The organism is Kitasatospora cheerisanensis KCTC 2395, from assembly GCF_000696185.1.
GTDB classification, from domain to species: Bacteria; Actinomycetota; Actinomycetes; order Streptomycetales; family Streptomycetaceae; genus Kitasatospora; species Kitasatospora cheerisanensis.
The window spans coordinates 1,135,640-1,148,349 of record NZ_KK853997.1; the positions used below are offsets into that span (position 1 = coordinate 1,135,640).

Consider the following 12,710-nt stretch of genomic DNA (forward strand, 5'->3'; position numbering starts at 1 on the left):
CCGCTACGCCGCTACGCCGCTGCCGCACGACTCCCGGACTGCACTCCGGCCCACGGACCACTCCCCCGGGCCGGGGCGCAGCACCGCATTCACGCCCTCGCCACGCGCGCCTCTCGGCCCGGGACTGCCTGACGGTCGGGCAGTTCCCCGAGTCGGACCGCCCGCACGTCCGCTGACCTTCCGTCAGTCCGGGTGCCCCGCCGGGGCGCGTGGGCCGGCCCCGATGGCGTCTGCGTCACCCGGCCCTGGCATGCTGGTGCGGTCGATCCGATGCCCGACGGCATCGGTGCGCACCGCGCGGTGCGGACCCCACCCGTCTCTCCGGGTGCCCGTCCCCCGGGACTCCTGCTGCCGGCCGGCGTTCTCGCCCCGGCCGAGCCCGCCCGGCCGTCCGCGCCCGCAGTGCCGAGAAAGCCGCCCAGCCGAGTCGTCGGCCCAGCCGAGAGGTTCCGTATGCGTCCTGCCCTGTTCACCGTTGAGCGGTCCGGGCCCGGTCGGGTCAGTACGATGGCCCGGCCGCGCGGCGGCGACTGGTTGGCCGAGGAGTTGGCGGGGCTGGCCACGGTCGGGGTCCACGGATCTGGTCAGTGCGCTGACGCCGCCGGAGTGCGCCGAGCTCGTGCTGGCCGAGGAGCCGGAGCTGGCCGTCGCGGCGGGGCTGCGGTTCCACTCCCTGCCGATACCGGACCGGACCGTTCCCGCGCATGCCCAAGTCCGCCCGGCGCTGGACGTGTTGACCGGAAGGCTGCGGGCCGGCGGCCACCTGGTGTTCCACTGCCGGGCGGGCATCGGCCGGTCCTCGCTGCTCGCGCCGCCGTGCTGATCCTGGACGGCATGGACGGCGACACCGCCTGGGAGCGGATCGCCCGCCGCCGCGGCCTGGCCGTCCCGGACACCGCCGAGCAGCGCGCCTGGACCACCGCCCTCCCCGTCTGAGCGCCGCTTCCCGGTCGCGGACCCGGCGTTCGGGTGGTTCGGGAGTGTCGCACCGCAGGCACACGCGGGGGCGCGGTCCCGGTCCGCCTACCGTGAGGCTCCCGGTCACTGCGCGTGGTGACGGTGCGCCCATGGGAGGGTTGATGTCCGCGTCGGACCGGTCCGAGCACCGTGCGGCGGCGCCGCGCCGCGGGTGGCTGTGGCGGGTGGGCGGGTGGTGCGCGCGGCATCCGGTGCTGGTGATCGTCGGGTGGCTGCTGGTGCTGGCGGGTGTGCAGGCCGCGAACCGCACCGTGGGCGGCGGGTATTCGGACGACTTCTCGCTGCCGGGCTCCCAGGCGCAGGACGGCCGGGACGTGCTGCAGGCGCACGAGCCGGCGGCGGGCGGGACGAGCGCGCAGGTGGTGCTGCACGACGGCCAGCCGCTGACGTCCTTTCAGGCGCAGGTCGACCAGGCGGTGACGTCCCTCCAGCACCTGCCGCACGTGCTGTCGGCGCAGGATCCGCTGCCGCCGCCGGGGCAGAGCGCGCCGCCGGGCGGCGCCCTCTCCTCGGACGGACGTACGGCGTACATCACCGTCCGGTTCGACGAGAATCCGTCCACCCTCGGCACCGGCTACCTGTCGCAGGTGGATGCCGCGGTGGCGCCCTTGCGGCAGGCGGGGGTGCAGGTCGAATACGGCGGCCCGCTGGGCGAGTTGGCGCGTCCGGCAGCGGACGACCGGGTGAGTGAGCTGATCGGGTTCGCGGTCGCGGTGCTGGTGCTGCTGGCCGGGTTCGGCAGTGTCGTCGCGGCGGGGCTGCCGCTGGTGAGTGCACTGGTCGCGGTGGTGGTCGGCCTCGGCCTGCTGGGTCTGCTGGCGGCGCTGACCGCGTTCGCCACGGTCGCGCCGACCCTGGCGACGATGATCGGTCTGGGCGTCGGCATCGACTACGCGCTGTTCCTGTTGACCCGTCACCGGCAGAACCTGATGGACGGCGCCGATCCGCCGGCGGCGGCCGGTCACGCGGTGGCGACCAGTGGCCGGGCGGTGCTGATCTCCGGCTGCACGGTGGTGATCGCGCTGGCGGGCCTGTCGGTGTCGGGCATCGGCTTCATGGCGAAGCTCGGCCTGGCGGCGGGCGTCACGGTGGTCACGGCGGTGTGCGGCGCGCTGACGCTGCTGCCCGCGATGATGGGCCTGATCGGCCGCCGGATGGATCGTTTCACCGTGCGCACTCCGGTCGCCGAGGGCACGTCCGCCGGGGCGAGCACGGATTCTGACGGGCCGTCGGGGGGCGGCATGTGGCACCGCTACGCGCGGCGGGTCGAGCACCGGCCGTGGTGGTACCTGGCGGCGGGGCTGGCCACGGTGGTGGTCCTGGCGGTGCCGCTGCCGTCGATCCAGCTGGGGCACATCGGCGACGGCGCGGACCCGACCTCGTTCACCGACCGGCGGGCGTTCGACCTGATGTCCGCCGCGTTCGGCCCGGGTTCCAACGGTCCGTTGACGGTGGTGGTCGACCAGACGGCCGTCCCGTCCGCGGACCGGCCGGCGCTGGCCTCCTCCGTGCAGCAGGCGCTGACGGGCGTGCCGAACACGGCGTCCACCGCGCCGTTGCAGACCAGCGGCGACGGCGCGGTGCTGTTCACCACCGTCGTCCCCGCCCGGGCGCCGCAGGACCGGGCCACCACCGACCTGGTCGGGCACCTGGCGGACACCGTGCTGCCGGACGCCGTCAAGGGCACGGCCGCCGCCACGTACGTCACGGGCACCACGGCGGCGCAGGTGGACTTCCTGGACCTGGTGGCGAGCCGCCTGCTGCTGATCATCGCGGTGGTGGTGGCGCTCGCCTTCCTGATCATCCTGGTGGTGTTCCGGGCGCCGCTGGTCGCGTTGAAGGCGGCGGTGCTCAACCTGGTGTCGATCGCCGCCTCGTACGGGGTGCTGGTCGCGGTGTTCCAGTGGGGGTGGGGCGGGCCGGCGCTGGGCGTGTCGGGGAAGGTCCCGATCGAGAGCTACGTGCCGATGATGATGTTCGCGATCGTGTTCGGCCTCAGCATGGACTACGAGGTGTTCCTGCTGTCCCGGGTGCACGAGCGCTGGCAGGCGACCGGTGACAGCCGGGGCGCGGTGGCGCACGCGTTGGAGACCACGGCGCGGGTGATCGGTTGCGCCGCGCTGATCATGGTGAGCGTGTTCGCGGCGTTCGTCGTCAGCGACAACGTGGTGATCAAGATGATGGGCCTGGGCCTGGCCGTGAGCGTGCTGATCGACGCGACCGTGGTGCGGCTGCTGATGGTGCCCGCCGCGATGACGCTGCTCGGCGGGGCCGCCTGGTGGACGCCCCGGTGGATGGACCGGATCCTCCCCCACATCGACGCCGAGGGCGACAACACCGCGCCCGTGGAAAGGAGTTGACGCGCCGCATCCGAACGGCACGCCGGCCTCCCAGTTGTGAGCGTTCTGTGAAACGGATGCGGCCCGCCCTCTTGTCAGCCCCACCGTTGCTCCCTACCTTCGTGGTCCAGGACGCCTGCCCCCACCCGGGCCGGCGGTCCGCGGCGGCCGCCCACCCGCGGCCCCGACGGAGCACCACACGATCTGGAGGCGTCACATGCCCGTTGCCACCCTCGCCGAGATCCGCGACGCCGGTCCGCTGCTGGTCGACGACGAGATCCTCGTCTTCGAGGACGACGACCGCGCCGACCACGACCCCACCGCCTGCCTGGTCGAGCCGTGGGTGACCGCCACCACCCGCATCGCCTGCGACCGCTGACGGTGACCGGGCCCATCGCCGGCCGCCGCCCCTGGTCCGACGACACCTGGTCGTACCTGCACGATCCGCGGATGCCGGCGATGGAGCACGGCTGGAAGCTGCACGTCTCCGCCCGCCCCGACTCCCTGGACGCCGTCACCGCCGCCGTCCTTCCGGTGCTGGAGCGACACGTCTGCCACGCCAAGTGGGCCCGTGACGCGGCCACCCTGCGCGCCCTCAACTCCGGTACGGTCAACGCCGCTTCGGTCGGCAAGGCGCTCACGCTCTACCCGGCGCCGGAGGACCTGGTGCCGCTGGCCCGGGCGTTGGTCGCCGCCCTGCGCGGCCGGCCCGGCCCGCAGATCGTCAGCGACCGCCGCCTCGACCCCGACGCCCCGGTCTACTACCGGTACGGCCCGTTCACCGGCGACTACCGCACCGGACGCAGCGGACGCCTGGAGTCCGTGATGACCGGGCCGGACGGCCGCGTCTTCGACGGCCTGGCCGGCACCGCCTACCGCTGCCCGCCCTGGGCCGAGGACCCGTTCGCGCCGTCCGCCCGGCCGACCGACTCCGGTTTCGGCGGCGGCCGTTACCGTGTCACCGGCGGCATCACCCGCAAGCCGCAGGGCAACCTCTACCGGGCGCTCGACCGGGCCACCGGCGCGTCCGTGGTGGTCAAGCAGGCCCGGGCGTACGTCGCCGAGGACGAGCACGGCGCCGACACCCGGGACCGCCTGCGCCACGAACACGCCGTCCTCGCCCTGCTGTCCGACACCCCCGGGGTGCCGCGCGCGCTCGACTACTTCCGGCACCGCGACGACGAGTACCTGGTGATGACCAGCTGCGGAGACCGCGACCTGCGCCGCGAGGTGCACACCCACGGGCCGTACCGCGACGCCGAGTTCGGGCCGCGCGGCGCGCTGCCGCTCGGGCGGGAGCTGCTCCGGGTCCTGGACGGGATCCACCGGCGGGGCGTGGTGGTCCGCGACCTCAAGCCCGACAACGTGGTCCTCGCCGCGGACGGCCGTTGCCGGCTGGTCGACTTCGGCACCAGCGCCGTCCACGGCACCGGCCCGGCCGGCTCCACCCCGGGCTACTCCGACCCCGTCGTGCACCCGGGGGTGCCGGCCCGAGCCGCCGACGACTACTACGGCTTGGGCATGACGCTGTCCTTCGCGGCGACCGGCCTGGACCCGGTGATCCTCGACCCCGACCCGGCCGTCAACCGCGAACGCACCCTCGCCGCGCTGGAGTTCGCCCTCCCCGGGCCGGAACACCGCCGGCTCCGCACGCTGATCGCCGAGCTGACGGACCTCGACCCGGACGCGCGCACGGCGGGCGCCGAACACCTTCGCGCCTCGGACCAACGACCCTCCCCCGCACCCGGATTGATCCGCCCAGGGCCGCGCCTCTCCCCCGACCTGCTCGCCGAGCTGACGGACCTCGACCCGGACGCGCGCACGGCGGGCGCCGAACACCTTCGCGCCTCCGACCAACGCCCCTCCCCCGCACCCGGATTGATCCGCTCCGGGCCGCGCCTCTCCCCCGACCTGCTCGCCGAGGTCCTCGACCACACCGCCGCGTACTGCCTCGCCGAGGCCCGCCGGATCGCCGATCCCGAACTCGCCGCCCGCGCCGCCGTCCCGACCCCGATCGACCTCTACGGCGGCAGCGCCGGCCTCGGCCTGGAACTCCTCCACCACCTCGACCGCCCCGGCGCGCCCGAAGCCGTCGCCGCGCTCGCCGCCTGGACGGCCCGCCAATCCCGCACGCTGTCAACGGGGTTGTACTCCGGCCGGACGGGCGTCGACCTGTTCCTCGCCGCCGCCGGACAGCCGCCCGCCGCCGCCCTCGCGCTCCCCGAGTGCGGCCCGGACGGCGGCCCGCCGGAGGCCGACCTGATCGACGGCCTCGCGGGCATCGGCCTCGGCCACCTGCTGCTCGCCGAGTTCGACGAACGCCGGCTCGCCACCGCCACCGCCTGCCACCAGCTGCTCACCACCGGCCGCGCCCGGCTCACCCCGACCACCGCCCCGCGCCCCGGGGACGCCGCCCTCGCACAGGGCCTGGCCCACGGGGACGCCGGGGTGGCGTACTTCCTCCTCGCGTACGCCCGCACCACCGGCGACCCGACCGCCCTGGCCCACGCCCACCGGGCCTGCGAACGGCTCGCCGCCGCCGTCCCGGCGATCATCGACGCCGCCAACCACCCCGCGGCCACCCGCCGTTACGGCTCCTGGTGCCGCGGCCTGGCGGGCATCGGCACCGTCCTGGCCCGCGCCGCCGACCAGCTCGCCGAACCCGCCTACCGCACCCTCGCCGAGGGCTCCGCCCGCACCTGCCTCGCCCTCGCCCCGCGCATGCCCCTGGTGACGAGGTGCTGCGGCCTGGCCGGCGTCGGCGAGCTGATGCTCGAACTCGCCCCCGCCGACGAGGAGTTCCGGAATGCCGCCGGCACCGTCGCCACCCTCCTCCTCACCCGCGCCGCGGGCCCGCCGTCCCGCCCCGTCTTCCCGGACGCGGGCCTCACCCGGCAGTCCTTCCCCCACGCGACCGGCACCGCCGGCGTCCTCACCTTCCTCCGCCGCCTCGCCGACCCCACCGACCCGCGCCCCTCCGTGCTCCCCTGACGCCGCGAATCCCCCGCAGCCTGGTCCCGAAAGGCCCGCCGACCGCTCAGCCCCGCGCCGCCGCGATCATCCGCAGCAACCCGGACAGGTCCTTCTCGAAGGTGAACTCCCGGAGCAGGGTGGTCCATCGGCCGCCCTCCCAGCGCCACACGTAGCTGTAGCGGGCCTGGATCCCGCCCTCCTCGCGGTACATGACGACCGTTCCCTGGTCGCCGTGCCGGCTGGTGGCCACGAACCGGACGTCGTCCGTGCTGTCGCCGACGCGCGCGCCCCGCTCGCGCAGGCCGCGGAAGCGGGTCATGAAGTCGGCCTTGGTCAGCACCACCACCTGCCCCGCCTCGTCGACCCGCACGTTCTCGAACTCCGGGTCGTAGAGCGCGTCGAGCGTCTCGACGTCCATCTCCAGCCCGGCCGCCAGGTACTCCCGCATCCGCCCGACCAGTGCCTCGTCCATGGTGTCTTCCCCTCCCTCGCGGCCAACCACCCGGTGCGGTCGTCCCGTTGACCGGAACGATGCCGCCCGCCGCCGTCAGCCCGCCGTCACGCCACCGTCAACTCGCTCTCACGGTCTGGCGTATCCTGTCCGGTTCGCCACTGGGGCGCACGCCGACGGGAGTGTCGGCCGAGTGGCGGGAGGCCGACGTGGTCACGGAACTGTGGGACCGGGTGCTGCACCAGCGGGGCGAGCAGGCGGCGCTGGCGGTGACGGACGGATCGATCCTGGTGCACGAGCGGCGCACCCGGCTGGTTCGCCTCGACCCGGCCGACGGTTCGGTCGCCTGGGACGTTCCGGTCCGGACGTGGCCGCGTGCGCTGGTGGCGGCCGGCTCGCGCGTGCTGGTGCTGCCGCAGGACCGGTCGGCGCTGTCCTGCCTCTCCCTCGCCACCGGGGCCACCCGCTGGCAGGCGGACCTGGCGAGGTTCACCGGGCACGTCACGGTCGCGGACGGTGCGGTGCTGACCGGCGGGTGGCGCGGGTACACGCCGCTGCGCGCCTTCGACCTGACGGACGGCCGGCTGCTGTGGCAGACGCCCGAACGGGCCGTCACCCAGCGCCCGGTGGCCTGGGCCGGCGGCCTGCTGCTCGGCGACGGCGCCCGGGCGTGGCTGATCGATCCGCGCACCGGCCACGAACGGCAGTCCTGGCAACTGGCCGAGGCCATGGCGGACGCCGACCTGCGGGGCCTGTTCACCGTCCTCGACGCCGACCGCTGCGCCGTCCGCTGCGGACCCTCCGCCGTCGCCGTCCTCCGACGCACCACCGGCCGGGCCGAGTTGCTGATCGCCGACGAGAACCCGCTGCACCCCGAGGCGCCCCTGCTCGCCCACGGCCTGCTCTGGCTGCGCCGGTACCGGACGCTCGGCGGTCTCGCGGTCGACCCGGCCGACGGCTCGACCGTCCACCGGGCCGATGCCCGCATCCACCTCGCCCGCGGCGTCCTCCCGCCGGCCTCCTTCGTCACCGCGGCGGGCACCGCCGTCCGGCCCGACGGCAGCACCGTCCGCCTCGGCACCCGGATCACGGCCGTCCGTCCGCTCGGCCCCGGCCGCGTGCTGGCCGTCACCCGCAACAGCCTGCGCGCGTACCGCCTTTGAGCAGCTCCGCCGGATCCGGGCCGCAGGGCGGACTACGGCTTGCGGGCCACGCCGCCGGCGATGCACCGCTGGGCCGTGGTGAGCTCCCGGCCCGGCGGGCGGTCGGGCCGCCAGTCGACGCACCGCACCAGGCCCGGCTCGACCGGCTCCAGACCGTTGAACATCCCGGCGATCTCGGTCGCGGTGGAGAAGGTTCCGCTGCCCATCATGCTGTGCAGGAACATCTCCTCCATCGCCCGGGCGGCGGCGCTGTACTCGTCCTCCGGGTCCAGGAAGTGACTGAGCGCCAGGTAGGAGCCGGGCGGCAGCGCGTCGGTGTAGGCGCGCACGATGTCCCGGCGGGTGCGTTCGGCCTCGCCGTTGTAGTGGTGCAGGGTGCCCAGTTGGAGCAGGGCGATCGGCCTGCTCCAGTCCAACTCGGTCCGCACGACGGTGTTTTCCAGCAGGTGCTCCGGCCGGAAGATGTCCGCGGAGACGATGACGGCGTTCCGGTCGTGCGCCAGCAGCGCGCGGCTGTGCGCCACCACCATCGGGTCGTTGTCCACGTAGACGACCTTCGCGCCGGGGTTGGCCCGCTGCACCACGTTGTGGGTGTTCTCCGCGGTCGGCAGGCCCGAGCCGCAGTCCAAGTACTGGGTGACACCGGCCTGTTCGGCCAGGTAGCGGCAGGCGCGGATGAGGAACCGGCGGTTCTCCACCGCCAGGTCCGGGGCGTCGGGCGCGACCGTCCGCACCCGCCGGACCACCTCGCGGTCCACCTCGTAGTTGTCGGTGCCGCCGAGGAACGCGTCGTACACCCGGGCGATGCTGGGTCTGGTCGGATCGACGTACGGGGGAACGGAGTTGTCGGACTTCGCACCGGACATGGCGCCTCACAGGCAGTCTCGACGAAAGGGAGCGGACGTCGGAGCGGAACGGGCGTCGACAGGGGACGGGCACAGTGGCGCCGGCCCGACCGCCCGGTCACGGACTCTAGCCCGGCCGGCGCCCCGAAAGCCCCGGAGAGCGCGGGACCGGCGGCGGATCCCACTCGTTCGTGGGACCGCGACGGCGCGCCGGAGCCGGGGACGGGCGGCGGCCCCGGCGGCCCGCCCGTGCCGCCGATCGGCCCATTCCGCCACCCGTACGGAGGAGTTCCGGAAACCGGCGCCCGCGAACGCCGTTGTTGCTGCGAATCCGCCACCCCCGAACCGGGACCTCAGGAGGCCTCCGTCGATGAAGACCGCTGCCCGCGGCACCCTGTTGGTCACCGCTCCGCTGTTCGCCGCCGCGCCGATGATGGTCGACGCCTCGGCCCGCTTCGAGGCCTTCGTCCCCACCGTTGACGCCACTTGCGTCCTGCACGCCCACCGGGCCGCCGCCGGCGGTGCCCACCGCGCGGACACGTCGACCACGACCGGGACGGTGACCTGCCTGGACGCCGCCGGCGCACCCGGCCTCACCGGGACCTTCGAGCCGGCCGCGGTGCCCGCCGACGCGTGCACCGGCGACGGGTACGGGGACGAGTACGGGGACGGCACCGCCATCCGCTGGAGCGACGGGACCGCCTCCACCCTCCGCTTCGCGGACCCCGAGCCCACCAGGGTCGGCGGCACCGCCTCACTCGTCGTCAACGGCCGTGTCACCGACGAGAGTTCACGCTTCCCGGCCGACACCGTCCACGCGGTGGGCACCAGCTCCGCGACCGGCTGCGGCACCCCGGCCGGCGCGACCGCGCTCGACTCGACCCTGGTGCTCAGGCTGACCCACTGAAGACCCGGACAAGCCCGACATTCCGGGCCTTCTTTTGCCTGCGTTTGCACGGGAGGCCTTTTCGCGCGATCGGCCGAGGCGCCGGAGGTAGCGTTCCGTGTCCGGGCCGCGACTCACCGCGTGGGTGGGTTGTCGTGGCCGGTGATGCGAACACCGACCACGACGAAGGGCCGATTCGAAGCAAGGAATCCGAAGATGCTTGAACGACCCGCTCGGGATCGAGCGATCATGCCGTCGATGGCTCCCCACGCTAGCAGGGTGTGGAGGTTGCGTGACGACCTGCCCCGGCTGTGCGCGGCCGGTTTCTCGGCGCGGCTGGGCGCGCTGCTGGTGGTTCCGGTGCTGCTGTGGGCGACCCTCGGCGACGGGCCGATCGGCTGGGAGCGCGTGGCCTTGATCCTGGCGCTGCTCCGGATCGCGCAGGACGCGCAGGTCAGCGGGGTGCTGCTCGGCCGGCGCTGACCGGTCCGGCGGCCGGCCGGGCCTCCCGCCCGGCCGGCCCTGCGCCCCGGCATGCCCGGAGCGCGCCCGCCGCCGCTCGCGCGCCGGTCGTGCACCCCCGCGCCCCGCCCGAACGGCGGCCCCGTCCCACCGAGTTGACGTCGAAGGAGTCACGGTGCCCGGTCACCGGCCCGCGATAGCAATCGGGTACGCGGCGTTCGTCCAGCTGCGCCGCCGCCCCTACGAGCAGTACGTCCGCGCCCGGCTGGGCGACTGCGAACTGAGCCGCCGGGTCGTCGAACACGCCCTGCGCCGCACCGAGTTGAGCTGGCCCGCGGTGCTGGCCGCCGATCCGGCGGTGTTCGCCTGGCGGGTGCTGGGCGAGAGCGTCGCGGACGCCCTGGCGCGCTCGGCCCGCCAGGGCGCGGACGCGCTGCACCGCGCCCTGCCCGCCCGCGCGGCGGACGCGGCGCTCCTGCACGAGCGGCTCGGGATGCCGGCCGGCGCCGCCGCCGAGCTGATGGGACTCGCCGAGCCCGAGCTGCAGGTCGAACTCCGCACCGCCCGCCGCCTGCTGGCCGCCACGAGGAGCCGCCCCACCCCCTGACCCGCGACAACAGCCCCCGCCGGACCCGCCCGTCGCCGCGCGCGCCCTCCGCCCCCGGAGGTGCGCCGGCGCGGAACGCGCCACCGTCCGCCCCGGGCGCGCCATGCTTGCGCCAGGCACCACCTCAGCGGGTGATGCCGCTGCGCCATGCCCTGCCGCTAGCATGACGGACCGTCACATTCGACGAGGGCGGCGCACCGGGGCGACGCGAAGGGGGACGCGTGAGCGAGTCAGTGCCCGCGGGGATCGACGTCAGCAGACCGACCGCCGCCCGGATGTACGACCATCTGCTGGGCGGGCGCTTCAACCACCCGTCCGACCGGGCCGCCGTCGAGCAGCTGCTGAAGATCGCCCCGAGCACCAAGGAACTCGCCCTGAACAACCGGGCGTTCCTGTGCCGCGTCGTCGAGATCATCGCCCGCGAGTACGGCATCCGGCAGTTCGTCGACCACGGCTCCGGGCTGCCGACCCAGGACAACGTGCACCAGGTCGCCCAGCGCGTCGACGAGTCCTGCCGGGTCGTCTACATCGACAACGATCCGCACGTCCACGCCTACGGCGGCCTGCTGCTGGACGAGAACCCGCGGGTCGCCCTGGTGCAGGCCGACATGACGCGGACCGAGGACATCTTCGCCGACCCGGGCTTCCGGAACCTGATCGACCTGCGCGAGCCCGCCGCGGCGCTGTTCGTGTCGGTGACGCACTGCCTCACCGACGAGCAGGATCCGTTCGGCATGATCCGGCGCACCGTCGACGCGCTCCCGGCCGGCAGCGTCGTCGTGGTGTGCCAACTCGTCAGCGAGGACGCGAAGGTGCGCGAGGACGTGACCCGGCTGATGCGGGACGGCACCGGCAACAGGTGGGGCCGGGTGCGCACCGAGAGCGAGGTGCGGGCGTTCTTCGACCTCGACCGGCTCCGGATCGAGGACCCGGGCCTGCTGGACGTGACCCACTGGCGGCCGGACCGCGAGGTCTACCCGCGGCAACGCACCGACGAGTGGATCGAGTTCGGCGGACTCGCCACCGTCCGGTGACCCCGCACCGCCGCCCGCCGCCTCCCCGCCGCCGCTCACTGCGGCGGCCGGCCCCGCATCCGCTCGGTGTGCCAGACGATCGCCGCCCGGATCAACTCCCGGCTGGGCTCGCGGGGTCGGGCGCTCAGCACGACGTCGTTCAGGATCTCCTTGTAGTCCTCGAACCCCGTCGGGTCCTCCTCGCGGTCCGGGTAGTAGTAGTGCCCCTCGCGGTCCCCGGTCTCCACGTAGATCAGCTCCGTGATCGTGCCGGGCGCCTCGAAGTCCAGCTTCGTCAGGTTCGTCACGTGCAGCGCCAGCGGCAGCTCGACCGGGACGATCCGGACGCCGATGTTCGGCGTCTCGGTGTACTCCAGCAGCTTCTCCAGCTGCTCCACCATCAGCTCGTGACTGCCCATCACCCGGTACAGCGCGGCCTGCTGCACGCAGAACACCGCGCGGATCCCCGATTCGAGCACCACCCGCTGCCGCACCAGGCGCGACCTGATCACCCCGGGCGCCTCGTGCTGCCGGCTGCGCACCAGCGTGGCCCTGGTGACGGCCTCCATGTACGCCCTGGTCTGCAGCGCCCCGGAGATCACCTGGGAGTCGACCGCGATCATCCGGCAGGCGTGCTGCACCATCCCGGACAGCCGCTGCTGCGCGCCCGCCCCGGCGTCCCGGTGGAAGCCGGTCTGGTTCTTCTGCGACGCGGCCGCGGCGAGTTCCATCAGCCGCGCCCGGTGCGGCCCGCGCTCGACCTCCAGCGCGTCGAGGATGCGGGCCACGTCCTGCGGGTTGTGCAGCCGGCGCTGGCCGTTCTCGATCCGGCTGAGCTTCGACACCGAGACGAGGGCCCGCGTCGCCACCCACGACAGCGTCTTCCCGCCGCGCAGGTCGCGCAGCTCGTTCCCGAGCTGCGCGGCGGGCACGGACCACTCCGGCGCGCCCGGGTCACGGCCCCGGCGAATCGCGATCACATTCTCGTTCGAA

12 protein-coding genes are annotated in these 12,710 nt (G+C 74.4%); 9 read left to right on the plus strand and 3 right to left on the minus strand.

Annotated elements, in window-relative coordinates; genetic code table 11:
* Positions 1–619: 619 nt before the first annotated feature.
* The 4 genes from KCH_RS43990 to lanL all read left to right on the plus strand — a co-directional run bounded on the left by KCH_RS43990 (position 620) and on the right by lanL (position 6,308).
* Positions 620–823, plus strand: coding sequence for a protein-tyrosine phosphatase family protein (locus tag KCH_RS43990; protein ID WP_244305154.1), 204 nt, complete (start codon positions 620–622; stop codon positions 821–823).
* 256 nt (positions 824–1,079) lie between these two features.
* On the plus strand, positions 1,080–3,338 hold the full coding sequence (locus tag KCH_RS04995) for an MMPL family transporter (protein ID WP_035859389.1): 2,259 nt from the start codon (positions 1,080–1,082) through the stop codon (positions 3,336–3,338).
* A gap of 196 nt (positions 3,339–3,534) precedes the next feature.
* Complete coding sequence (locus KCH_RS42310) at positions 3,535–3,696, plus strand: SflA family class IV lanthipeptide (RefSeq protein ID WP_167574004.1); 162 nt, start codon at positions 3,535–3,537, stop codon at positions 3,694–3,696.
* A gap of 2 nt (positions 3,697–3,698) precedes the next feature.
* On the plus strand, positions 3,699–6,308 hold the full coding sequence (gene lanL, locus KCH_RS05000; protein WP_035859391.1) for a class IV lanthionine synthetase LanL: 2,610 nt from the start codon (positions 3,699–3,701) through the stop codon (positions 6,306–6,308).
* A gap of 46 nt (positions 6,309–6,354) precedes the next feature.
* Here the strand turns inward: lanL and KCH_RS05005 are convergent, their stop codons facing one another.
* Positions 6,355–6,762, minus strand: coding sequence for a nuclear transport factor 2 family protein (locus tag KCH_RS05005; protein WP_035859394.1), 408 nt, complete (start codon positions 6,760–6,762; stop codon positions 6,355–6,357).
* Positions 6,763–6,950: 188 nt separating this feature from the next.
* On the opposite strand from KCH_RS05005, the gene KCH_RS05010 reads away from it, so the two are divergent.
* Complete coding sequence (locus KCH_RS05010) at positions 6,951–7,904, plus strand: outer membrane protein assembly factor BamB family protein (RefSeq protein ID WP_167574005.1); 954 nt, start codon at positions 6,951–6,953, stop codon at positions 7,902–7,904.
* A 32-nt stretch (positions 7,905–7,936) separates the two neighbouring features.
* On the opposite strand, the gene KCH_RS05015 is transcribed toward KCH_RS05010, so the two are convergent.
* Complete coding sequence (locus KCH_RS05015) at positions 7,937–8,770, minus strand: SAM-dependent methyltransferase (protein ID WP_035859398.1); 834 nt, start codon at positions 8,768–8,770, stop codon at positions 7,937–7,939.
* A gap of 349 nt (positions 8,771–9,119) precedes the next feature.
* Between KCH_RS05015 and KCH_RS05020 the strand changes: the two genes are divergently transcribed.
* The 4 genes from KCH_RS05020 to KCH_RS05035 all read left to right on the plus strand — a co-directional run bounded on the left by KCH_RS05020 (position 9,120) and on the right by KCH_RS05035 (position 11,738).
* Positions 9,120–9,656 (plus strand): hypothetical protein, encoded by a 537-nt coding sequence (locus KCH_RS05020; protein ID WP_035859400.1) that lies wholly within the window; start codon positions 9,120–9,122, stop codon positions 9,654–9,656.
* 258 nt (positions 9,657–9,914) lie between these two features.
* Entirely contained in the window at positions 9,915–10,118 is a 204-nt protein-coding gene (locus tag KCH_RS05025) for a hypothetical protein (protein WP_157031906.1), read from the plus strand.
* A gap of 154 nt (positions 10,119–10,272) precedes the next feature.
* Positions 10,273–10,704 (plus strand): hypothetical protein, encoded by a 432-nt coding sequence (locus tag KCH_RS05030; RefSeq protein ID WP_035859404.1) that lies wholly within the window; start codon positions 10,273–10,275, stop codon positions 10,702–10,704.
* A 221-nt stretch (positions 10,705–10,925) separates the two neighbouring features.
* Positions 10,926–11,738 carry an SAM-dependent methyltransferase gene (locus KCH_RS05035; RefSeq protein WP_035859406.1) on the plus strand — a complete coding sequence of 271 codons (813 nt, stop codon included), beginning with the start codon at positions 10,926–10,928 and terminating at the stop codon, positions 11,736–11,738.
* 35 nt (positions 11,739–11,773) lie between these two features.
* Here KCH_RS05035 and KCH_RS05040 read toward each other — a convergent pair whose 3' ends face one another.
* Positions 11,774–12,649, minus strand: coding sequence for a Scr1 family TA system antitoxin-like transcriptional regulator (locus KCH_RS05040; protein ID WP_035859408.1), 876 nt, complete (start codon positions 12,647–12,649; stop codon positions 11,774–11,776).
* Positions 12,650–12,710: the final 61 nt, after the last annotated feature.